25 protein-coding genes and 1 tRNA gene are annotated in these 21,351 nt (G+C 65.4%); 15 read left to right on the forward strand and 11 right to left on the reverse strand.

Going from position 1 to position 21,351, the window contains the following annotated elements:
• The first annotated feature begins 11 nt into the window (after positions 1-11).
• Complete coding sequence (locus tag ACNJYA_RS03385; RefSeq protein WP_439402047.1) at positions 12-215, forward strand: hypothetical protein; 204 nt, start codon at positions 12-14, stop codon at positions 213-215.
• A 243-nt stretch (positions 216-458) separates the two neighbouring features.
• On the opposite strand, the gene ACNJYA_RS03390 is transcribed toward ACNJYA_RS03385, so the two are convergent.
• A complete protein-coding gene (locus tag ACNJYA_RS03390) occupies positions 459-1,082 on the reverse strand; it encodes a hypothetical protein (protein ID WP_439402048.1) in 624 nt (207 codons plus the stop codon).
• Positions 1,083-1,376: 294 nt separating this feature from the next.
• On the opposite strand from ACNJYA_RS03390, the gene ACNJYA_RS03395 reads away from it, so the two are divergent.
• The 3 genes from ACNJYA_RS03395 to ACNJYA_RS03405 all read left to right on the forward strand — a co-directional run bounded on the left by ACNJYA_RS03395 (position 1,377) and on the right by ACNJYA_RS03405 (position 3,496).
• A complete protein-coding gene (locus tag ACNJYA_RS03395; RefSeq protein ID WP_172786588.1) occupies positions 1,377-2,015 on the forward strand; it encodes an RraA family protein in 639 nt (212 codons plus the stop codon).
• A gap of 28 nt (positions 2,016-2,043) precedes the next feature.
• A complete protein-coding gene (locus ACNJYA_RS03400; protein ID WP_172786589.1) occupies positions 2,044-2,415 on the forward strand; it encodes a cupin domain-containing protein in 372 nt (123 codons plus the stop codon).
• 124 nt (positions 2,416-2,539) lie between these two features.
• On the forward strand, positions 2,540-3,496 hold the full coding sequence (locus ACNJYA_RS03405; RefSeq protein WP_212258845.1) for a tripartite tricarboxylate transporter substrate-binding protein: 957 nt from the start codon (positions 2,540-2,542) through the stop codon (positions 3,494-3,496).
• Between the two features lie 58 nt (positions 3,497-3,554).
• Here the strand turns inward: ACNJYA_RS03405 and ACNJYA_RS03410 are convergent, their stop codons facing one another.
• On the reverse strand, positions 3,555-3,848 hold the full coding sequence (locus ACNJYA_RS03410) for a GYD domain-containing protein (protein ID WP_172786591.1): 294 nt from the start codon (positions 3,846-3,848) through the stop codon (positions 3,555-3,557).
• Between the two features lie 106 nt (positions 3,849-3,954).
• Positions 3,955-4,308, reverse strand: coding sequence for a VOC family protein (locus ACNJYA_RS03415; protein WP_439365384.1), 354 nt, complete (start codon positions 4,306-4,308; stop codon positions 3,955-3,957).
• 143 nt (positions 4,309-4,451) lie between these two features.
• Between ACNJYA_RS03415 and ACNJYA_RS03420 the strand changes: the two genes are divergently transcribed.
• The 3 genes from ACNJYA_RS03420 to ACNJYA_RS03430 all read left to right on the forward strand — a co-directional run bounded on the left by ACNJYA_RS03420 (position 4,452) and on the right by ACNJYA_RS03430 (position 7,118).
• A tRNA-Arg gene (locus ACNJYA_RS03420) sits at positions 4,452-4,528 on the forward strand.
• Between the two features lie 202 nt (positions 4,529-4,730).
• On the forward strand, positions 4,731-5,813 hold the full coding sequence (locus ACNJYA_RS03425; protein WP_439402049.1) for a DUF2252 family protein: 1,083 nt from the start codon (positions 4,731-4,733) through the stop codon (positions 5,811-5,813).
• Positions 5,814-5,978: 165 nt separating this feature from the next.
• A complete protein-coding gene (locus ACNJYA_RS03430; RefSeq protein ID WP_172786594.1) occupies positions 5,979-7,118 on the forward strand; it encodes an amidohydrolase/deacetylase family metallohydrolase in 1,140 nt (379 codons plus the stop codon).
• A 6-nt stretch (positions 7,119-7,124) separates the two neighbouring features.
• Here ACNJYA_RS03430 and ACNJYA_RS03435 read toward each other — a convergent pair whose 3' ends face one another.
• The 3 genes from ACNJYA_RS03435 to ACNJYA_RS03445 are packed head-to-tail and all read right to left on the reverse strand — an operon-like array spanning position 7,125 to position 8,621.
• Positions 7,125-7,718 carry a redoxin domain-containing protein gene (locus ACNJYA_RS03435; RefSeq protein ID WP_439402050.1) on the reverse strand — a complete coding sequence of 198 codons (594 nt, stop codon included), beginning with the start codon at positions 7,716-7,718 and terminating at the stop codon, positions 7,125-7,127.
• The gene (locus tag ACNJYA_RS03440; RefSeq protein ID WP_439402051.1) at positions 7,711-8,172 is read right to left on the reverse strand and encodes a DsrE family protein; all 462 of its coding nucleotides are present in this window, start codon (positions 8,170-8,172) and stop codon (positions 7,711-7,713) included. Before ACNJYA_RS03440 ends, ACNJYA_RS03435 begins: the two co-directional genes overlap by 8 nt.
• Positions 8,173-8,192: 20 nt before the next feature.
• Complete coding sequence (locus tag ACNJYA_RS03445) at positions 8,193-8,621, reverse strand: DoxX family protein (protein WP_439402052.1); 429 nt, start codon at positions 8,619-8,621, stop codon at positions 8,193-8,195.
• Positions 8,622-8,724: 103 nt separating this feature from the next.
• Between ACNJYA_RS03445 and ACNJYA_RS03450 the strand changes: the two genes are divergently transcribed.
• Positions 8,725-9,609, forward strand: coding sequence for a LysR family transcriptional regulator (locus ACNJYA_RS03450; RefSeq protein ID WP_439402053.1), 885 nt, complete (start codon positions 8,725-8,727; stop codon positions 9,607-9,609).
• Between the two features lie 20 nt (positions 9,610-9,629).
• On the opposite strand, the gene ACNJYA_RS03455 is transcribed toward ACNJYA_RS03450, so the two are convergent.
• Positions 9,630-10,355: an alpha/beta fold hydrolase gene (locus ACNJYA_RS03455; RefSeq protein WP_439402054.1), complete on the reverse strand. Its 726-nt coding sequence runs from the start codon at positions 10,353-10,355 to the stop codon at positions 9,630-9,632.
• A 157-nt stretch (positions 10,356-10,512) separates the two neighbouring features.
• On the opposite strand from ACNJYA_RS03455, the gene ACNJYA_RS03460 reads away from it, so the two are divergent.
• The gene (locus ACNJYA_RS03460; protein WP_439402055.1) at positions 10,513-11,493 is read left to right on the forward strand and encodes a helix-turn-helix domain-containing protein; all 981 of its coding nucleotides are present in this window, start codon (positions 10,513-10,515) and stop codon (positions 11,491-11,493) included.
• A gap of 17 nt (positions 11,494-11,510) precedes the next feature.
• Here ACNJYA_RS03460 and ACNJYA_RS03465 read toward each other — a convergent pair whose 3' ends face one another.
• The gene (locus ACNJYA_RS03465) at positions 11,511-12,656 is read right to left on the reverse strand and encodes an acyl-CoA dehydrogenase family protein (protein WP_260381767.1); all 1,146 of its coding nucleotides are present in this window, start codon (positions 12,654-12,656) and stop codon (positions 11,511-11,513) included.
• 126 nt (positions 12,657-12,782) lie between these two features.
• On the opposite strand from ACNJYA_RS03465, the gene ACNJYA_RS03470 reads away from it, so the two are divergent.
• Positions 12,783-13,460, forward strand: coding sequence for an alpha/beta hydrolase family protein (locus ACNJYA_RS03470; protein ID WP_439402056.1), 678 nt, complete (start codon positions 12,783-12,785; stop codon positions 13,458-13,460).
• Positions 13,461-13,463: 3 nt separating this feature from the next.
• Here the strand turns inward: ACNJYA_RS03470 and ACNJYA_RS03475 are convergent, their stop codons facing one another.
• Entirely contained in the window at positions 13,464-14,438 is a 975-nt protein-coding gene (locus ACNJYA_RS03475) for a ketopantoate reductase family protein (RefSeq protein ID WP_260381770.1), read from the reverse strand.
• Positions 14,439-14,589: 151 nt separating this feature from the next.
• Here ACNJYA_RS03475 and ACNJYA_RS03480 point away from each other — a divergent pair, with 151 nt between their 5' ends.
• Positions 14,590-15,393: an enoyl-CoA hydratase-related protein gene (locus ACNJYA_RS03480; protein WP_439402057.1), complete on the forward strand. Its 804-nt coding sequence runs from the start codon at positions 14,590-14,592 to the stop codon at positions 15,391-15,393.
• Between the two features lie 3 nt (positions 15,394-15,396).
• On the opposite strand, the gene ACNJYA_RS03485 is transcribed toward ACNJYA_RS03480, so the two are convergent.
• Entirely contained in the window at positions 15,397-15,669 is a 273-nt protein-coding gene (locus ACNJYA_RS03485; protein ID WP_439402058.1) for a hypothetical protein, read from the reverse strand.
• A 112-nt stretch (positions 15,670-15,781) separates the two neighbouring features.
• On the opposite strand from ACNJYA_RS03485, the gene ACNJYA_RS03490 reads away from it, so the two are divergent.
• The 4 genes from ACNJYA_RS03490 to ACNJYA_RS03505 all read left to right on the forward strand — a co-directional run bounded on the left by ACNJYA_RS03490 (position 15,782) and on the right by ACNJYA_RS03505 (position 20,061).
• Positions 15,782-17,149 carry an FAD-dependent oxidoreductase gene (locus ACNJYA_RS03490; RefSeq protein WP_439402059.1) on the forward strand — a complete coding sequence of 456 codons (1,368 nt, stop codon included), beginning with the start codon at positions 15,782-15,784 and terminating at the stop codon, positions 17,147-17,149.
• Between the two features lie 30 nt (positions 17,150-17,179).
• Positions 17,180-18,184, forward strand: a complete 1,005-nt coding sequence (locus ACNJYA_RS03495) for an ABC transporter substrate-binding protein (protein ID WP_439402060.1) — start codon at positions 17,180-17,182, stop codon at positions 18,182-18,184.
• 286 nt (positions 18,185-18,470) lie between these two features.
• A complete protein-coding gene (locus ACNJYA_RS03500; RefSeq protein WP_172786612.1) occupies positions 18,471-19,244 on the forward strand; it encodes an ABC transporter ATP-binding protein in 774 nt (257 codons plus the stop codon).
• Positions 19,237-20,061 carry an ABC transporter permease gene (locus ACNJYA_RS03505; protein WP_439402061.1) on the forward strand — a complete coding sequence of 275 codons (825 nt, stop codon included), beginning with the start codon at positions 19,237-19,239 and terminating at the stop codon, positions 20,059-20,061. The genes ACNJYA_RS03500 and ACNJYA_RS03505 overlap by 8 nt, the downstream gene beginning before the upstream one ends.
• A gap of 240 nt (positions 20,062-20,301) precedes the next feature.
• Here ACNJYA_RS03505 and gtdA read toward each other — a convergent pair whose 3' ends face one another.
• On the reverse strand, positions 20,302-21,342 hold the full coding sequence (gene gtdA / locus ACNJYA_RS03510) for a gentisate 1,2-dioxygenase (protein ID WP_260381776.1): 1,041 nt from the start codon (positions 21,340-21,342) through the stop codon (positions 20,302-20,304).
• Between the last annotated feature and the right edge of the window lie 9 nt (positions 21,343-21,351).

Genomic DNA, 21,351 nt, shown 5'->3' on the forward strand with positions numbered 1-21,351 from the left:
AGGAGGGCGTGATGAAGCGTTGTCTGATGATCGGCCTCGCGCTGGCCGCGCTCTGCGGCATGTCGACGCTCGCCTACGCCAGGCCGCCGACGGTCTTGAACTCCCCCGGCTATGACAGGCGTTTGCAGGAGAGCCGGTCGCAGTTGGGTGCTTCGCCGACGGTCGCAGCGCCGGTGGTCCATCCGAAGCGCGGCAAGAAGAAGCAGCCGAACTGAGGATTGCAAGCCGGAGCTCCATCCACGCGTCATTGCGAGCGCAGCGAAGCAATCCAGTATCTTTCTGTGCAGAGACTCTGGATTGCTTCGCTGCGCTCGCAATGACGCCTGTCGTGAGCTCAGCTCTCGTAGGTGGGCAAAGCGAAGCGTGCCCACCGACTCTCTCGATCATAAACAAATGGTGGGCACGGCGCCTTGCGCCTTTGCCCACCCTACGACCATCTCGCAATGACGGCTGCTGCTTCAGCCTTTCTTCGCGGGCTTGCTCGGTGTCGGGTTGAACAGCTTCTTCAGGTCGTTCAAGCTTTCCGACAGACGCGGCCATTCGCAGGAGAACGAGCCCTTGGCGCAAGGCGCGGCCTTCGGCTTCGCGCCTGCGGCCTGCTGCACCTTCGGCCGCTCGACCGGGACCGGCACGCGCTCGACTTCGGTCCGCAGCGCGACCTGCTGCAGCTGCTGCGCCTGTTGCTCTTGTTGCTCGCGCTGCTGCCGCGCGGTGGCCTGGGCCGCTTCGTTGCTGCGGCGCTGCCTGGCGAGATAGGCGGTATAGGCTTCGTCGATCTTCTTCTGCTCCTCCGGCGTCGGGTTGGGGCCGGCGATGTCGAAGGTGCGATCCTGGAGGAAATCGTAATAGGAATAGCCGCCGCCCAGCTTGCGGCGGCCGGCAAACTTGGCGTTGCAATCGGCAAGGGCCGCGGTCTTCTCAGCCTTGGTTGCGGCTTTCTCGGCGGCGTCGGCGCATTCCTCGAAATCGACAGGTGCGCGTTTCCACCATTGCGCCTCGGCATGCCCCGGCGTCAGCAGAATAAATCCTGCTGCGGCAACGAGAAGCAGCGCCGCGCGATGCGATGTAACTACGGCCGACATTCTAAGAGGGTATTCCTTGCAAGACGCAACCCGAACTGAGTCGAGCCAGATTTTTGCCTCTTTATGGCCGGCTTGTCACCCATGGAACCCGGGAAATTCAGGGCTGGGATGCTGACATTTTGTGCTTGACGTGGCGCGGGAGTCACAGCGCCCCGCCGGCAGGCTGTTACACTCGTATTGCGAGCGCCTCACTCCCGGCTGGCGACGCCAGGAAGACGAAGTGGCGCGCCTTCCGGATCTGGCCTTTCGAAGGCGCGGGCGCATGCTGAATGAGACAAACACGGAAGGACTGATATGACGATCACCATCGCAGCGAGCAGCGTGCCGAAGCCCCCGGCTGATATCATTAAAGGTTTCAGGGACGCGCCGACCTCGGTGATCTCGGACAACCTCGGCCGGCTGCCCGGCGCGGTCGGGCTGAGGCCGTATCATCGCGGCGGCAAGCTGGTGGGAACGGCCTTCACCGTGCGCACCCGGCCCGGCGACAATCTCGCCATCCACCGCGCGCTCGACCTGGTCGGGCCCGGCGACGTCATCGTGGTCGATGGCGGCGGCGACGAGACGCGCGCGCTGATCGGCGAGATCATGAAGAACATCGCGCAATGGCGCAAAGCCGAAGGCTATGTGATCGACGGCGCGATCCGCGACGTCGCGGCCTTCGCGGCCGACGACTTTCCCTGCTACGCCCGCGCGGTGATCCATCGCGGTCCGTACAAGAACGGCCCCGGCGAGATCAACGTGCCGGTGACGATCGGCGGCAGCGTGATCGCGCCCGGCGACATCGTCGTCGGCGACGAGGACGGCGTGGTGTCGTTTCCCGCGACCGGTGCGGCCGCGCTGCTGGAAGCAGTGCGCGTCCAGGTCGCGCGCGAGGAGGAGACGCTGAAGGCGATCCGTGAGGGTCGTTACCAGGGCGCTTACGGCAAGGCCTGATCTGGCGGAGTGTAAAGGGGAGGATGACGTGAGCCAGAAGGACGAATTCCACAATCTCGACGACGCCAGCGACGGCCTCTTCCGCGAGCTCGCCGCCGGCGTGACCACGCGCATCTTCTCCGGCGAGCAAGCGATGCTGTCGGTGGTGACACTGGCGCCGCATGCGCAAGGCACGCTGCATCATCATCCCGAAGAGCAATGGGGCGTGCTGCTCGACGGCTCCGCCATCCGCGTCCAGGGCGACGAGGAAATCCCGGTCAAGAAGGGCGATTTCTGGCGCACGCCAGGGAACGTGCCGCACACCATGCGTGCCGGTCCCGACGGCGCCCGCGTGCTGGACATCTTCAGTCCGCCTCGGCCAGAATACAGAAAAGCAGGGTCAGGCTTCGGCACGACCTAAAGCGCCTTGCGCTTTAGCCTATTTTCTTGAGCATGATCTTTTCGGAACACCGCTGCACACTTTTCCGGATCATGCTCGAGCGCCACAGAGCAAAAAGCCGGGCGCAACAACAAGGGAGGGGACCATGACGATCACACGACGCACGCTCTTGGCCGCACCGGCCATCCTCGCGATGGCACCGGCAGCAGCGCAGGCCGGCAAGATAACGCTGGTGGTGCCGTTTCCGCCTGGCGGATCGACCGACGCGATGGCGCGGCTGCTGCAGACGAACCTGCAGACCAAGCTGGGTCGCATCGTCGTGGTCGAGAACAAATCGGGCGCGGCCGGTGCGCTGGGCGCGGCGCAGGTCGCCAAGAGCCCGGCCGACGGCTCGACCTTCCTGGTGACGTTCGATTCCCATGCGGTGATCCCGTCGATCCTCGACAAGCCGCCGGTCGATGTCGAGCGCGAGCTGATGCCGGTGCTGCTGATCGGCACCGCGCCCTACGTGATCGCGGCCGGCGCCGGACGCCCCTACAAGAGCTTTGCCGACGTGGTCGCCGCCTGCAAGGCGAGCCCCGGTGCGGTGAAATACGCCTCGGTCGGCATCGGCACGCTCGGCCATCTCGCCATGACCGTGCTCGGTAGCAAGGCCGGCGTCGAGATCATGCACGTGCCCTATCGCGGCGGCGGGCCGGCCATGAACGACGTGCTCGGCGGCCATGTCGATCTCATCGCGGGATCGGCGGCGCTGGTCGCGGCCCAGCTCGGGACCAACATGCTGCGCCCGATCCTGCAGCTCGGCCGCGAGCGGCTGCCGGCCCTGCCGGACACGCCCACCGCGATCGAGGCCGGCTTCCCCGATTTCGAGACGCTGGCATGGTGGGGCATCTTCGCCCCCGCAGGTACGCCTGCCGACGTCGTCGCGGCCATGGCGACGGCATCCAAGGAGATCCTGAGCGAGCCCGCGACCGCCGCCCAGCTCAAGGACACCCAGCACATGACGCTGCTGCTCCAGGACGGCGCCACCTTCAAGACCTTCTTCGACAAGCAGGTCGCCTATTGGGGCAAGGTCGTGAAGGACAACAATATCAAGGCGTGAGATCCGCCCATGCCCGGGATGCCATCCCGGGTCCAGTGCGCTCGCGCGGGCTTGCGCGTCAGAGCATCTTGCCGACGATCTTCGTCATATCTGCCGCCGAAAACGCGCGCAGCGTTTCGGTGCGGACATTGCCGAGTGCGCTGAGACTAAGGCTGAGTGACATCGCGGCAGCCTCATCTGGAGCCTCGAGAACGGTCACAACGTCATATCGTCCCTGCGTCCAGACGATCTCTTTCACAGTCACGCCGAACGTTTTGGCCATCTCCTTGAAGGCTTCGGCCCGCTTCGGCGAGTCCTTGACGTTTCGGACTCCCTGATCAGTGAAGTTTCCCAGCACGACATAAGCTACCATGGTCGTCCTCCCTGGTTAGAACTTGAGGAAACCGCGCCGAGCTTGCCACGGTGGCTGAGACAGCGCTACTTGCGCGTTGGAACGTCAGCAGATGCGACTTATTCGGTCAGGACAACGGCCGTGCGAAACTGAGCTCATGGCCGTCGGGGTCGGTGAGATGGAAGTAGCGCTCGCCCCATTCGGCATCGCGCGGCGTGGTCGACGGCTGCCATCCTGCCGCGAGCGCCTGCTCATAGGTGGCGTCGACATCGGCGACATAGAAGATGACGCGGCCCCACCAGGACCAGCGCTTGTCGTCCGGCTGCGCAGTCAGGTTGAGATAGCCGCTGCCGGCGCGAAAGCTGGTGAATGCAGCGGCTTCGCCGCCATACAGGAGCTCGAACCCCAGCGAACGGTAGAAGTGCACGGCGCGCCCCATGTCATGCGTGCCGAGCGTGATGGCGCTGATGCTTTCGATCATGTGAGCTGCTCCGCCGAGAGGGGCCGGGAAGCGATTGTATAGCCGCCCTGTTCAGGTTGACGAATGGTCCGGCCCGCCTGACGGCTGGCGAACCGCATTTTGCTCTGCTATGACGGGATCGAACCCGTAGCCACGGGTTCCGCGGTCCCGTAGCTCAGCCGGATAGAGCGACGGTTTCCTAAACCGTAGGTCGGAAGTTCGAGTCTTCCCGGGATCGCCATTTCCTTGTCCGGCTTTGCTTCGTCTGTCGCCCTGCCGAGGGCTGCGCGATGTCAGTCCAGATGCCGACAATTGCGCCGCTGCCCATTTGATTGTAGCATTTCGCGTCAGAGCATCAGTCTATTGTCGATGCAGCCGAAGATTGATTTGATGGCGCTCTGCGGATCAGCGCCGGCCCGCCTGATATTTGTGGTTTGCAGCGGATGACTTTTCAGCGCGACAATGCGGCCTTCGAGCACTGGCTGCGCAAGCAATGCGACGTCGTTGAGGCGGACCTCGCCCACAAGCACGAGCGGATGCAGGAGGATGCGTTCACGTTCCTGCGCGCGACGTTCTTTCGCTGGGCGCGGCGCATCGAGAAGCTCTGTCCCAAGCTGAGGGATGCGCCCGCCGTGCTGTCGGTCGGCGACACCCACATCGAAAATTACGGGACCTGGCGCGATGCCGAAGGCCGTCTGGTCTGGGGCATCAACGACTTCGACGAAGCCGCGGTCATTCCCTATCCGTTCGATCTCGTCCGCCTTGCGACCAGCGCGCGGCTCGCACCGAAGGCGCGGACTTCTAATCGCAATGCGGCGGCGGCCATTCTCGATGGCTATCGCGAGGGGCTCGCGAACCCGCGCCCGTCGCTGCTGGACGAGGAGGAGAGCTGGATGCGGCCCTTCGTGGCCTGCTCCGACGAGGAACGGCGCGACTTCTGGCACGAGCTGGAGGACTATCCGGATGCGGAGCCGCCTTCGCAGGTTGCTTCGGCGCTCAGGAAGAACCTGCCCGACCATGCCGAGCTGGAGCGGTTCGCTTCGCGCAGGAAAGGCGGCGGCGGCCTTGGCCGGCCGCGCTACGTTGCGATCGCCACCTGGGATGGCGGCAAGATCGTGAGGGAAGCCAAGGCGCTGGTGCCCTCCGCCTGGAATTGGGCGCACGGCATGAACGGCAAGCCGCGCTTTCTGGACGTCGCCCGAGGAGAGTTTCGGGCGCCCGATCCGCATCTCAAGTTGAAAGGCGGCTACATCATTCGCCGCATTGCTCCCGATCAGCGCAAGCTCGAGCTCAGCAATCGCAGTCATCCGCGGCTGAGACTCGATCTGCTCTGGGCCAAGGGATTCGATCTCGGCGCGATTCATGCGGGAACGGGCGGCGCCAGATCCAAGATCGAGCACGATCTCGATGGACGCAAGGACGACTGGCTTCACAGCGCCGCAAAAGTCGCCGCCGCGGACGTCCAGGAGGACTTCGAGGAATGGCAGAAGGTCCGGCTGCCGTGGACACCTGATACCCAGGATTGACGTGCGAGGCGCCGGCTGGCGGCTTGCACGCGCTGGGAGCGTAACCGGCATGCGCGCCGATTTGCTCAGCGGGCGCGAAAATTGCTAACAGGGACAATTGCAGGGACCTGCCCGGGTCTCCTGCCTGTAATCCTGCCATACCCAGCCACATCCCGGAGACCATTGATGCCTTTCGACCTGATCCTGCGCGGGGGGCGGGTGATCGACCCGTCCCAGAAGCTCGACGCCGTGACCGATGTCGCCTTTGCCGGCGGCAAGGTCGCCGCGATCGGCAGCGCCCTCAAGGCGGATCCGGGCACCGAGGTGCGCGACGTCTCGCAATTCATTGTGTCGCCGGGGCTGATCGATCTGCACACCCATGTCTATTGGGGCGGCACCTCGCTCGGCATCGATGCCGAGGAGTTCTGCCGCCTCTCCGGCGTCACCACGGCGGTCGATACCGGCAGCGCCGGACCCGGCAATTTCGCCGGCTTCCGCAAGCATGTGATCGAGCCGAGCCAGGTCCGCATCCTCGCTTATTTGCACGTCTCGCATGCCGGCATCTTCGGCTTCTCGCACCGGATCATGGTCGGCGAGAGCGAGGAGCTGCGATTGATGAATCCGGTCGAGGCGGCCGAGGTGGCCGATGCCAACCGCGATCTCATCGTCGGCATCAAGGTGCGCGTGGGCCTGCATTCCTCGGGCACCTCGGGTGCGGTGCCGCTCGACATCGCGCTCGAGGTCGCGAACGAGGTCGGCATGCCGCTGATGGCGCATATCGACCATCCGCCGCCGAGCTATGAGGACGTGTTGGCGCGGCTGCGTCCCGGCGACGTGCTGACCCATGCGTTCCGCCCTTTCCCGAACACGCCGGCGACGGCGCAAGGCACCGTGAAGAAGGCGGTGCTGGAGGCGCGCGAGCGCGGCGTGCTGTTCGATATCGGCCACGGCAAGGGCTCGTTCGCGTTCAAGACCGCGCGTGCCATGCTCGCCAATGGTTTCTATCCCGACACCATCTCCTCCGACATCCATCAGCTCTGCATCGACGGCCCGGCCTATGACCAGGTCACGACCATGTCGAAGTTCCTGTGCATGGGCATGGAGCTGCCGGATGTGATCGCGGCATCGACGGTGAATGCGGCGATGGCGCTGCGGCGTCCCGAGCTCGGCAGCCTCAAGCCCGGCAGCGTCGGCGACGCCACGCTGATTTCGGTGAAGCAAGGCCAGTTCGACTACGAAGACGTCGTCGGCGAGCACCTGATCGGTGATCGCAAGATCGTCTCGGAGGGTGTCGTCATCGGCGGGCGCTGGTGGCATCCGAATTGACGATCGCTAGCCCCGCTCGCGATAGAATTGCAGCAGCCGCGCGCCCGCCGGCGAGAGCCAGTCGGGTGCGCCGGTGATGTAGCCTTCGACGCGGCTGCTCGCTCCGACCAGATAGGTGACGGGCATGCCGACGAGCGGGAACATCGCCCTGGAAGCTTCAGCTGCCGCGCCGTAGGCGTCGGCGTAACACGCGAGGTTCTGCACGGCGAGGCCGCCGAGAAATGCGCGGATCTTGCGCAGGTCTTTGGTGTCCGTGCAGATCGCGACCACGTCGAGCGGCTCGGGCCGCGAGGCGGCAAGGCTTGCGAGCATCGGCAGATCGAGCTTGCAGGCCGCGCACCAGGTCGCCCAGAAATTCACCAACGTGATGCGGCCGGGCTTCGCCGTCACGATGGCATCCCGGCCGTACAGGTCCTGAAGCCTGAGCTGTGGCATCGGGGCGCGCGGCCGAACCAGTGTGAACTGGCTGCGTCCGGCCTCGAACATTGGCGGCCAGCTGTCTTGCGCGCGGCCGGCGGGCGGGATGGCGAGAGAGGCTGCCGCGGCCATCAGGATCGACCGACGCGAGAGCGTCATGCCTTTGCGCGCCGCCTCACGCATGGATATAGGCCCAGCCCTTCAATTGCAGGTCGACGACGCGCCCGATGCCGAACGGCACGAGGTTCGCGCCCGGTATCAGCGGGATCGTGATCTGCTCCTTGGCCTCCGCGATCGTCTTGGACGAGGCGCACATGCTGTAGGTGAGATTGGGCAGCGACTGCCGCATCGTCGCGAGCGGCTCGATGAGCGGAGACTTGTCCGCCCTGAAGACATCGATGCCCTTGCCGTTGGCGATGACCTCGATCAGCAATTTCGCGCCCCTCTCGGCAAAGTGCTTGGCGAGGTTGGCCGAGTAGCTGATCGCGTGGCCCATGACGTAGGACTCGTTGCTGTCGATCAGGATCGCGACGCCCTCGCTGAGACGATCCTCCTTGGCAGCGGCGGCGCCGCCGCCCGTGAGGATTGCGGTGCCGGCGAGCAGACCTCTTCGGGACCATCCATTGGCGGAGATCATAGCCGCGGCACTCCTGCCGCTCAGAACTGGCGCGGGGTGATCGGCGCCTTGCTGCGGCGTCCCCACAGCACGAACAGGCTGAGCGCGAGCAGGACAATGTTGAGCGGCGCTACCTCGGCTTCGCCGCGCGAGAGGTGGAAGACAAGCGCAATGACCTGCAGCACCGCGCAGCCGAGCGCGGCCAGCACCGTCAGCCGCGGCAGGATCCGCGTCAGCGCCGGCAGCAGGATGCCGATCCCGCCGGCGAGATCGACCAGCGCAATCGTCCGGACGAACGTTTCGGAATACTGACCGGCCCACGGCATCATCGCGGCCAGCTGGGGAATGGGCGTGGTCAGTTTCACGAGCCCCGCGGAGATGAAAACGAAGGAGAGAACGACCTGCGCGGCCCAGAAGCCGATGCGAAGGGTGCGGCCGGGGGTGGCGGTCTCGAAGGTGGTGGCGGACATCTTGGTTCTCCGGAATGTGAAGGTTGCCACCATTTGATACTTTCACCGCTTTTGATCATTCTGCGCTAAAGGAATTATTCGTTTCCTGAATGTTGATGATCTCATGGATACTTTGGTCAGTATGAGGGTGTATTGCCTGGTGGCGGAGCTGAAGAGCTTTGCGACCGCCGCCCAGCGCCTGCGGATCTCGCCTGCCATGGCAAGCAAGCACGTGATGCAGCTCGAGAAGCGGCTCGGCACGCGACTGCTCAACCGGACCAGCCGGCGCGTCAGCCTGAGCGAGAGCGGCGCGCTCTATTTCGAGCAGGCGCGCCAGATGCTGGACTCGCTCGACGAGGTCGAAGCCGCCGTCAGCAAGGCGACGGTCGTGCCGCGCGGCACGCTGCGGCTGACCGCGCCGGTGTGGATGGCGAACACGATCTTCGCGGGCGTGCTGGCGGACTATCAGGCCCTTTATCCGGAGGTGCGCCTCGACGTCGATCTCAGCGGCCGGATGGTCAACCTCGTCGAGGAGGGATTCGATCTCGCACTTCGTGCGACGGCCGCGCCCGAGGAGGCGTTGATCGCGCGCCCCATCACCAGCGTGCCGTTCTACCTGGTGGCGGCACCCGCCTTCCTCAAACGCGCGGGCTGCCCGAAGACGTTCGCCGATCTCTCCGGTCAGGCGCTGCTGCACTACGCCCTCTATCCGGGCGAGAGCTTCTCCCTGAACAGGAATGGCACGGTCGAGACCGTCAAGCTCAACCCGGTGCTGCGCAGCGGCAACGAAACGCTGCTGCACATGGCGGCGCTGGAAAGCATGGGCTTCGCCTTCCTGCCGAAATGGCTGGTCACCGAGGACATCGCCAGCGGACGTCTCGTCCACGTCCTGCCCGACGAAGTCATCTTCGAGGGTCGCCTGCTCGCGGTCTATCCCAGCCGCAAATATCTGTCCGCGAAGGTGAGGACCTTCATCGACTTCGTCGCCGCCGACAAGCGGATGAGGTGACCGGATAGTGCGACCACTCGTCAGTCGCGTCCCGCCTCGATGATTGCCTTGGCGAGCCGCGCCGGATCGGAGAAGCACAGCTCGTGGCTTCCCGCAACCTGCACCAGGCGGAACAGGCCGAGCTTCTCCGACAGGCGCGGATGCCAGCCATGGCTGTGCGGCAGCGCGGTATCCTCGGTGCAGTTGATGTAGGATTTGGCCAGCGGCATCTCGGCCGGATTGCTCTTGAGCGCGATCTTGTCGGTGAAGGTCGCGAGCGGATGCGGATTGAGCACGTCATAGGCGCGCTGCGCCGTCTCCAGATCGGCATCGTTGATGAACGCCTCGCGCCAGATCGGGAAGGGCAACACCACCGAGCCGTCGCCGCGCTCGGCCGCAATGGCGTCGAACAGACCGATATAGTGCGGCGGCACCATGTCGTTGAGGCATTCGCCGTCGTTGGGCACGAAAGCGTTCCAGTAGACCAGGCGGCGGATGCGCTCCGGCACGAGGTCGGCGACGCCGGTGATGACCATGCCGCCATAGGAATGGCCGAGCAGGATGACGTCCTGCAGATTATTCTCCGCAAGGTAGTCGGCGATCGACTGGATCGCTTCCTTCAGCCCGGTCGTCTTGGCATCGCCCGGACGGTTGCCCTTGATGGTGGGGGTATGGACCTGATGGCCGGCTGCGCGGATCGGCGCGGCGACCGGCTCGAGCTCGGCACCGGTATGCCAGGCGCCATGGACGAGAACGTAGGTCGACATGTTGTGGCTCCCTCGGAAGACTGCTTAGATCGGTGCGGCGATGACCTTGCCTGGATTTGCCGGCTGAACGCCGGTCGACGTTGTTGCCGCCATACTGAACCGCTGGCGCGTTGCGCGCTTGTCCGACGGTGAACCGGATTGGTCCTGGAGCGAACTGATGGAGCAGCTCAATTCCGAAAGCCGGCCCCGCCGTTTGGTCTGGGACACCGGCGAGACGCGGCCGGAGGAGCAGTTCTCCTACTATCGCGAAGCGATCTGCCAGGCATTCATGAACCTGACGCCGGAATCGGCAACCACCTCACGCTTCCCGGCCAAGGTCGAGGCGATCAAGATCGGCAGCGGTGCCATCAACCGCGTGGTCTTTCCCGAGCACACCGTGCATCGCTCGCGCGCCGATATCGCTGCGTCGACCGAAAGCTGCTTCTATCTGAACTTCAAGCTAGCCGGCCGCTGCCGCGTGGTCCAGGGCGGCTGCGACGTCAGCCTGTCGCGCGGTCAGGTCGGCATCTGCGACAGCGACCGGGAAGTGACCTTGTTGCATGATCGCGGGCCGACGCTGCAGGTTGCATCTTTCTGGGTGCCTTCGCGCGAGCTGCGTGATCGGCTGCCGCCATCCTTCGACTTCAGGGTGAAGCGTGTGTCCGACGATCCCTTCGTCGGTCATCTCATCGTCGAGACCGCGCGATCGCTGAATGCCGACGCGCTGCGGATGACGGAAGGCGAAGCCGTCAGGCTGTTCGGCGTGCTGCTCGATCTTGTCGCGCTGAGCCTGTCGCGCCGCGCGCGTGCGCAGACGGCCGAGGCCGCCAGCTTTGCCGACGCGACCGCGCTCGCGCTCCGCCGCGCCGTGCATGAGCGGCTCTCCGAGCAGCGCCTTGCGGTTGCGGACGTCGCGCGTGCCATCGGCATCAGCGAGCGCTACGTGCACAAATTGTTCGAGCGCGCAGGCACCACATTCTCGGACTACGTCATGGATCGTAGGTTGGACGGCGCGGCACGTGACCTCAGCGATCCTGCGAAGGCGGACCAGGCGATCGGCGCCATCGCGTTCGACTGGGGCTTCTCGGACCTCTCCCACTTCACCCGCCGCTTCAAGCAGCGCTTCGGCTGCCGGCCGCGCGACTGGCGCGCGCGGTGATCTACAGCGACCTGACCTTATAAGGATCTGGCGATCAGCAGCTTCATGATCTCGTTGGTGCCGCCATAGATCTTCTGGATGCGGGAATCGATGAAGATGCGCGAGATCGGGTATTCCTGCATGTAGCCGTAGCCGCCGAACAGCTGCAGGCATTCGTCGGCGGTCTCGACCTGCTTCTCCGAGCACCAATATTTCGCCATCGAGGCCGTCACGGTGTCGAGGTCTTTTGCGACCAGGCGCTCGATGCACCAATCGACGAAGACGCGCGCGATCATCGCCTCGGTCTTGCGCTCGGCCAGCGTGAAGGCGGTGTTCTGGAAATCCATCAGCGGCTTGCCGAACGCCTTCCGCTCCTTGGTGTAGTCGGTGGTGAGCTTGACCGCGCGCTCCATCGAGGCCACGGCGCCGACCGCGAGCGCAAGCCGCTCCTGCGGCAATTGCTGCATCAGCTGGACGAAACCCTGGCCCTCCTCCTTGCCGAGCAGGTTTTCCGGCGGCACCGTCACGTTGTCGAAGAACAGCTCCGAGGTGTCGGAGGCGTGCAGGCCGATCTTGTCGAGGTTGCGCCCGCGCTTGTAGCCGTCCGCGCCCGCAGTCTCGACCACGATCAGCGAGATGCCCTTGGCACCTTGCTCGCCGGTGCGCGCGACCACGATGACGAGGTCGGCGGCCTGGCCGTTGGTGATGAAGGTCTTCTGCCCGTTGATGACGTAGGAATTGCCCTGTTTCTTGGCCGTGGTCTTGACGGCTTGCAGATCCGAGCCGGTGCCGGGCTCGGTCATGGCGATGGCGCCGACCATCTCGCCGGACGCCATCTTCGGCAGCCAGCGTTTCTTCTGCTCCTCCGAGCCGTAATTGAGGATGTAATGCGCGACGATGGCGCTGTGCACGGAGACGCCGGTGGTCAGCTCCGGCACCGTGCTCTCGAGATCGTCGAGCACGGCGGCGTCATAGGCGAACGTCGCGCCGAGGCCGCCATATTCCTCCGGCACGCTCGCGAGCAGCGCACCCATCTCGCCGAGCCCGCGCCAGGCGAAGCGGTCGACCATCTTCTGCTCGCGCCACTTCTCGGCATGCGGGGCCAGGTCCTTGGCGAGATATTTGCGGAACTGGTCGCGGAAGACGTCGAGCTCTTCGGTCATCCAGGAGGAGCGGTAGGGCATGATTACCTCGGTTGATGCGGCGTTCCGGCTTGGTAAGCCAGCGAACCGCGGCAATTATTGTGTTTTCAGGCTGCGCCGGTGACGCTACCAAGGCGCCGGTAACAGCGTCTATCGGGATGTCTGATTGTGGCGATCAAAACCCAGGAGCTCAAGCTCGACATCGAGCGCATCGGCACGGTCTCGGCGATCCTGACGCAGCCGACCCATGCACGCGCCTGCTACGTCCTGGCGCACGGCGCCGGCGCAGACATGCGGCATTCCTTCATGGAGAAGGTTGCAGCCGGCCTTGCCGAACGCGGCATCGCGACGTTCCGCTTCAATTTCCCCTACATGGAAGAGAAGAAGGGACGTCCCGACCAGCCGGCGGTCGCGCACGCCGCCATCCGCGCAGCGGTCGCGGAGGCGACGCGGCTCTGCCCCGGGCTGAAGCTCGTTGCCGGCGGGAAATCCTTCGGCGGCCGCATGACCTCGCAGGCGCAGTCGAAGTCGCCGCTGCCCGATGTCAAAGGGCTCGCTTTTCTCGGCTTTCCCCTCCATGCCGCCAAGAAGCCGTCATCCGAGCGCGCCGAACACCTTGCCGCCATCGCGATCCCCATGCTGTTCCTGCAAGGCACGCGCGACGAGCTTGCCGATCTGAGCTACCTCAAGCCTGTCGTCGAGAAGCTCGGCCCGAAGGCGACGCTGCATGAGGTCGCAGGCGGCGACCATTCGTTCGCGGTGCTGAAGAAATCCGGCCGTACCAATGACGAGGCGCTCACCGAGGTGCTGGACACGCTCGCGGCCTGGATCGACGCGCTCGCCTGAGACTCACGCCGAGTAGAGCCCCCTGTCGCGCGCCTTCTGGATGGCGAGTGCGGCGATCAGGTCGAGCGTCGGCGTCGACAGGCCGGCGGTGCGCGCGAAGGCCTGGGGCGCCTTCACCAGCACGTCGATCTCCATGGCGCGGCCGAGCTCGTAATCCTGCAGCAGCGATGGTTTGTGGTTGGGGGCAGGGCCGCTGCGGCTGGCGCGCTTGACCTCGGGAATGAAGTATTGGGCGATCTCGTTGGCCTCGTTCAGCATGCGCGGAATCACCTCCGTGAAGGCGGGGTCGTCGCGCACGCCGCGCGCGGTCTGGCCGGTGAGCAGGCACAGCACCGACAGCGACATGTTGGTCAGCAGCTTTGACCAGATCGCCTCGCGGATCTCGGCGACCGGCGGCGATTCCAGCCGCGCGTCGTTGAAGACACCGCGCAGCCTGGTGATGCGCTCGCAATTGCGGTCGTCGCACTCGCCGATCAGGAGACGGTTGCGGTCCGGCGTCAGGTTCTGCACCACGCCGGGCGCGATCACCTCGTTGGATGAGAAGACCACGCCGCCGACGATCCGTTCCTTCGGGATGCAGGCGCGCAGGCGCCCGCCGGGATCGAGGAATGAAATGTCCGGCGGTGCCGGGTGCCGCGGCGGCAGGCCGATGCCGTACCACCAGGGAATGCCGTTCTGCGCAAACACGATCGCAGTGTCGTCCTGGAGCAGCGGCTTGATGCTGGAAACCAGCCCCTGAAGCGCGGTCGCCTTCAAGGTCGAGATCACGACGTCCTGCGGGCCGAGCTGGGCCGGATCGCCTGACGCGTTCACCTTGGCGCCGACCTCGGAATCGCCGACGCGCAGCTTGAGGCCATTGGCGCGGGCCGCCTCCAGATGCGCCCCCCGCATCACGCAACTGACCTCATGGCCGGCGCGCGCCAGCCGTACCGCAATGTGGCTGCCGACGGCGCCTGCGCCGAAAATGCAGATGCGCATATTGATATCCCGTATCCATCCCGTGGTGTCGCCCGCAGCCAGCATGACACAAGCCGCCATGCGATGGACGCGGCCGCCCTACGCCGGAAAGATATGGATCAGGGCACGCGCCCTCGGCCATAGTGCGGGGCAAACAACCGGAGGACCGCCGATGACTGCCAGCCCCGTCCTGTGGAGCCTCGATGAACGCGGGGTTGCGACCGTCACGTTGAACCGGCCCGAGGTCAACAATGCCTATGACGGCGCGCTGATCTCAGGCGTGCTCGCGGCCATGGACGACCTCGGCAGCAAGCCCAATCTGCGCGTCGTCGTGCTCCGGGGCAACGGCAAGCACTTCCAGGCCGGCGCCGACCTCAAATGGATCAACAGCGTGCGGCCGCAATCGAGCGAGGCGAACGAGGCGGCCTCGCGGGCGACGTTCGAAGCCGTGCAGCGGCTCAACACGTTGCCGATTCCCACCGTCGCGCTGGTGCAGGGCGGCTGCTTCGGGGGCGGTACCGGCGTCATCGCGGCCTGCGACGTCGTGATTGCCGCCGACAACGCCCTGTTCTCGATCACCGAGGTGCGCTGGGGCCTGACCGCCGCGATCATCATCCCGCAGCTCTGCGATGCCATCGGCGTCCGCCAGGTCCGTCGCTACGCGCTGACCGGCGAACGCTTCGGTGCCGAAGATGCCCGCCGCATCGGCCTCGTCCACGAGGTGGTGCCGCTCGCCGATCTCGAGGCCGCAGGCGTCAAGGTGGTCGAGCAGCTGCTCGCCAACGGACCCGAGGCGATGGCCGAGACCAAGCGACTCGCGCTGGAGAGCTCGTTCGGCGGCATGGCGGTGGACGATGCGGCGTATACGCGGCTCGTGCAATTGCACTCGCTCAAGCGCCAGAGCGCCGAGGCCGCCGAAGGGCTGGCCTCGTTTGCCGAGAAGCGGGCGGCGAAGTGGGGTGGTGGCAAAGGTTAGACGTCAGCAGCCACGGCAAATGTTGTTGATGCTGCGGTAGACCGCATCGTCCTCCTGCCGCAGCTGGCGCAGCGTTTCGAGCGTCGTGCTCTCCGCCGCCGGCGCGGCCGGCTTGCGCTTCGCCGCAAGTTCTTCCTCCTGCCTCTTATAGCAGGCTTCGCGATCGGCCTTGGCCGGGATGAAGCGGCAGTTTTGCTCCACGGCTGCGGCGGGAAGGGCCGTGAGCGCGAGGGCAATAGAAGCGGCGAAGCAGTACCTGACGATGATCGAATTCATGGCCGCACTTGTCTCAGGTTCACCGATGGCGAGCAACCGCGATCTTGCGGGCATGAGGACCGCCGGCTAAGTCGTGATCCAGTTCGAACCAGATTCCGGGAAGGAACGCGCCATGCCGGCCATGACGATCGATGAACCAGCGCGCAAAGTACCGCTCTACGGCGAATATGAAGTCGTCGTGCTCGGCGGCGGTCCGGCCGGCATCGTGGCGGCAGCCGCAGCGGCGCGCGCGGGACGGAAAACGTTGCTGATCGAGCGCTACGGCTTTCTCGGCGGCATGGGCACCGCGGCCGGCGTCACCAATTTCTGCGGCCTGCACGGCAATGTCCATGGCGAGCACCGGCGGCTGGTGCAGGGCCTGGCCTCGGAGCTGCTGGCGCGGATCGATCGCTTGAACGGCCTCAACGCGCCGCATCTGATTCTCGGAAAGGTCTATGCCCAGGCCTATGACACCGCCGCCTACAAGATCGCGGCCGACGAGCTGCTCGCCAGCCACAAGGTCAATATCCTGTTCCACGCGCTCGGCGCCGGCGTCGTCATGGCGGACGAGCGCCGCATCGACGCGATGCTGGTCGAGACCAAGGCCGGCCGGCAGGCGGTGCGCGCGGAGATCTTCATCGACTGTTCCGGCGACGGCGATCTCGCCGTGTGGGCCGGCGCGCCGTTCGAGGTCGGCGACGAGCATGGCCATCCGCTCTATCCCTCGATGATGCTGCGTCTCAACGGCATCGATCCCGCCAAGGCCGGCGAGGCCTGGCGCACCATTCCGCAATTGATGGAGAAGGCGATCGCCGCCGGCACGCACAGATTTCCGCGGAAAAGCGCGATCGTGCGGCCGCAGAAATCCGGCATCGAATGGCGGGTGAATTTCACCCAGGTGGCGCGCGAGGATGGTCACGCCATCAACGGAATCGAGCCCGACGAACTCACCCGCGGCGAGATCGAGGGGCGCAAGCAGGCGCTCGCCGCGTACGAATTCCTGCGCAGCGCGGTGCCGGGGTTTGAGAAGTCCTACATCGTCGACCTGCCGCCACAGCTCGGCATCCGCGAGACCCGCCGCATCAAGGGTGGCTACCAGCTCAGCGGTGAGGACGTGCTGGGCTGTGCCTCGTTCGCGGATTGCATCGGCGTCAACGGCTGGCCGATCGAGGCCCATGTGCCCGGCGACGTCGTCTTCACCTTCCCGCCGATCCCGGAATCGCGCGGCTACAACGAGCTGCCTTACCGGATGCTGGTCCCTGAAGGCGTCGACAATCTCCTGGTCGCCGGCCGCTGTGCCTCGATGACCCATGAGGGCCAGTCGGCGGCGCGGGTCTCCGGTGCCTGCTTCGCGATGGGTGAAGCCGCCGGTTCCGCCGCCGCGCTGGCGCTGTCCGGAAACCGGATTCCACGCGAAATCCCCATTGAAAAGTTGCAGGAAACGTTGAAACAACAGGGCGCCTTCATCGGAGGGGACCAGGCGGTGCCCGAAGGCCTGTAATGCACTGCAAGACAAAGCGGAGGAAACGGGATGATCGGGATTGCGCGGCTCGCGGTAGCGGGCCTGATGGCGATCGTGGCAATGGGCACGGCGCGGGCCGAGGATGCGCTGAAAGCCAAGATCGGCGTGCTCCGCCTGTCTTCGTCGGCGCCGGTCTTCATCGCGCTGGACAAGGGCTATTTCCGTGAGGCCGGCCTGGATATCGAGCTGAAGTTCTTCGACGCAGCGCAGCCGATTGCGGTCGCCACCACCTCGGGCGACGTCGATTTCGGCGTCACCGCCTTCACCGCCGGGCTCTACAATCTCGCCGGCAAGGGAGTGCTGAAGGTGATCGGCGGCATGAGCCGCGAGAAGCCCGGCTACCCCTTGATCGGCTATTTCGCCAGCAACAACGCCTATGCGAGCGGCCTGAAGACGCCGAAGGACCTCGCCGGCAAGCGCGTGGCGATGACGCAGGTCGGATCGAGCTTCCACTATTCGCTCGGCCTGCTCGCCGACAAATATGGCTTCAAGCTGGCGGACGTGAAGATCGTGCCGCTGCAATCGCTGTCGAATGCCGCCGCCGCGCTCAAGGGCGAGACCGTCGATGCCGCCTTGCTCCCGATCTCGACCGCGCGAAAGCTGATGGACGAGGGTGGCGCGAAATTTTTGGGCTGGGTCGGCGACGAGACGCCGTGGCAGCTGGGCGCGGTATTCGCGTCGCCGAAGACGCTGGCCAACAAGGCGCTGGTGACGAAATTCCTCGGCGTGCTCGCGAAAGCCGACCGCGAATATCACGACGTCATCCTCGCCGCGATGAAGGACGGTGTCGCCCCGATCAACGACAAGACCAGGCCGCTGCTGGAGATCATCGCCAAGTACACCAACCTGCCGGTCGAGCAGGTGGTCGGCAACTGCGCCTATATCGATCCCGAGGGCAAGCTCGACGTCAAGAACGTCGACAACCAGATCAAATGGCTGCAGGAGCAGGGCTTTGCCGACAAGGGCTTTGATGCGGATGCGATCATTGTGAAGGAATTCGTGAAGGCGGATTGATGCTGATGGTGCAGTCTCTCGCGGCGGACGATCTGCCACCCTCCCCTGGAGGGGGAGGGTCGATCGCGCCGGCGATGCGCAGCATCGTCCGGAGCGAGCGGGGTGGGGTGAGCCACGGCGGCGGTCTGTCCGTCGTTCGCTCAAACTCTTCGCGGGAAGTTCGAGAGCAAGCGCTGTCAGTATCCTTGCGGATGGACCTTCACCCCACCCCGGCTTGCATTTCGCTTCGCTGCATGCAAACCGACCCTCCCCCTCCAGGGGAGGGTGAAGAGCCCGGGCTCATCGCATGGACCTGATCGCCAACCACATCACCCATCGCTTCGGCGATCTCGCCGTGCTCGACGACGTCTCTTTCACCGTCGGTGCCGGCGAGGTGGTGGCGATCGTGGGGCCCTCCGGCTGCGGCAAGAGCACGCTGCTGTCGATCCTCGGCGGGCTGTTGCAGCCGACCTCCGGCGCGCCGGAGCTGCGCGGCGCGCCGCCGGCGGATAGTCTCAATCCGCTGACCTTCGTGTTCCAGGACTTTGCGCTGCTGCCCTGGGCCACGGTCGAGGAAAACGTCGAATTCCCGCTGCTGCACACCCAGCTCTCGGCCGCGCAGCGCCGCGCCCTGGTGGAGGATGCGCTGCGCCGCACCGGCCTCACCGATTTTCGCCAGACCTATCCCAAGCAGCTCTCCGGCGGCATGCGCCAGCGCGTCGGCATCTCGCGCGCGCTCGCGGTGAGGCCCGCGATCCTCTTGATGGACGAGCCGCTGTCGGCGCTGGATTCGCAGACCCGCGAGCTCTTGATGGAGGATTTCATCCGCCTGCTTGCCGATGGCGGCATGGGCGCGGTCTACGTCACCCACAATCTCGAAGAGGCGGCGCGGCTCGCCGACCGCATCGTGGTGCTGTCGCGGCGGCCCGGCCGCATCCGCGAGGTCGTCACCGTGCCGATGACGCGCGCGGCGCGCGGCGAAGCGGCGGCGCGCGAAAAACTGCTGGCGCTGCAGAATCAGATCTGGTCGCTGATCCGCAACGAGGCGATCGATGCCGAGCGCGAGGTCCAGCATGCTTGACCGCGCGGCAACGGACACGACGGCCAAGAACGAACCGACGCGGCGCGTCCGCTTTCGTGGTGCAGGCTTCGTGCCTGCGTCGAGCCGGTTTGGCGGCTGGATCGCGCTCGGCCTCGTCATCGCGATCTGGCAGGCTGCCGGCAGCGCCGGCCTCGTCAATGCGCTGTTTCTGCCGACCCCCTCTGCGATTGTCCGCGCGATCTATCAGCTCGCGGTCTCCGGCGCACTGTGGCAGCATCTTTCGGCCTCGCTGCTGCGGATCGGCGTCGGCTGGCTCGTGGGAACGGCGGCCGGCGTCGCCGTCGGCTTTGCCATCGGCCTGTCGCGCCTCGCGCGCAGCGTCGGCATCACCTTCATATCGGCGCTGTTTCCGATCCCGAAGATTGCGCTGCTGCCGCTGCTCATTCTCTGGCTCGGCATCGGAGAAGAGCCGAAGATCGCGACGATTGCACTCGGGGTGTTCTTCTCGACCGCGATCTCGGTCTATAGCGGCGTCGATGCCGTGCCGCGCAACCTGATCCGTATGGCGCAGAGCTTCAACGTTCCCTTCGCCACCATCGTGCGCAAGGTGATCTGGCCGGGCGCGCTGCCGGCGATCCTCGCCGGCTTCCGCATCACCGCCTCCGTCGCGTTGCTGCTGGTCGTCAGCGCCGAGATGATCGGCGCCCAATACGGCATCGGCGCCTTCGTGCTGCAGGCCGGCAACCTGATGCAGACCGATCAGCTGCTCGCGGGCGTCGTGATCCTGTCGGTGTTCGGCCTCGCAGTGGGCAAGGTGATCGGCTGGCTGGAGACGCGGCTGTTGCACTGGCGGTAGCGGCATTCACCGCTGCAGTAGGGTGGGCAAAGCGAAGCGTGCCCACGATTCCTTCACGCGTCGCGAAGACGTGGACACGGCGCGTTGCGCCTTTGCCCACCCTACGAGACTGTTGCACTGGAGGTAGCCAACCGTCATTGCGAGGAGCTTTTGCGACGAAGCAATCCAGACTGTCCCCGCGGAGGGATTCTGGATTGCTTCGCTACGCTCGCAATGACGATGTGGTTGGCAGTGCGACCGTCACGCGTTCCCGCGATCTTCCCGAAACAGATCCAGCTTCTGCTGCACCGGCCGGTCCGAGAAGCTGAACAGCACGGCGTCCTCATCCGCCTCGTGCGTGACCCAGTGCCAGCTCGGCACCACGAACAGATCGCGCGGCCCCCATTCGAACACGGTATCGCCGATGCGGCTGCGGCCGCGGCCCTCGATCGGGCAGAACACCGTTGCGTCCGTCGAACGATAGCGCGCGGTGCCAAAACCCTTCGGCAGCAGCTGGATGAAGGTGCCGATGGTCGGCATGGCGAAATCGCCGGTCTCGGGGTTGCTGAATTTCAGCTTGAGGCCGTGGCAGGCGTCCCATTCCTGGCTCGTCCTGGCCTTCTCCAGCGCCTCGCGCGTGTAGGCATAGGGATAGCTGAAGATGGGTGAGGTCTTCGAGCTCCGCTTCACATCGACGGGCAAGAGGTTGTGGCCATAGCGGGCAAAGCTGTCGCCCGCGGGCTTGGTGATTTTCTGCTGATCTTCCTTCGAGCCTTCGGCAAAGGAGCAGTCGAAGAACTGCACCAGCGGGATGTCGAGGCCGTCGAGCCAGAACATCGGCTGATCGGTCTCGTTGGAATGATCGTGCCAGGTCATCGAAGGCGTGATGATGAAGTCGCCCGGCTCCATCGCGGTGCGCTCGCCGTCGACCGCGGTGTGGGCGCCCTTGCCTTCGAGCACGAAGCGCAGCGCCGACTGGCTGTGGCGATGCGCGGGCGCGACGTCGCCGGGCACCACCATCTGCACGCCGGCATAGAGCGAGGTCGTGATCTTGGATTGCCCGCGCAGTCCCGGGTTCTCCAGCACCAGCACGCGCCGCTCGGCCTCTTTGGCGGTGATGAGCTTGCCGGCCTCAGTCATGTAGTCGCGGATGACGTCGAACTTCCAGAGGTGCGGCCGGCAGGCGCTCTTCGGCTCCGGCGTGATCAGGTCACTCATCACCGTCCACAGTGCGGTGAGGTTTTCGCCGTCGATCTTCTTGTAGAACGCCTCGCGTTCCGGCGTCTTGGTCACGGCTTCCATGGTTGCGGC

This window comes from Bradyrhizobium sp. BLXBL-01 (assembly GCF_051853025.1).
Classification (GTDB): Bacteria; Pseudomonadota; Alphaproteobacteria; order Rhizobiales; family Xanthobacteraceae; genus Bradyrhizobium.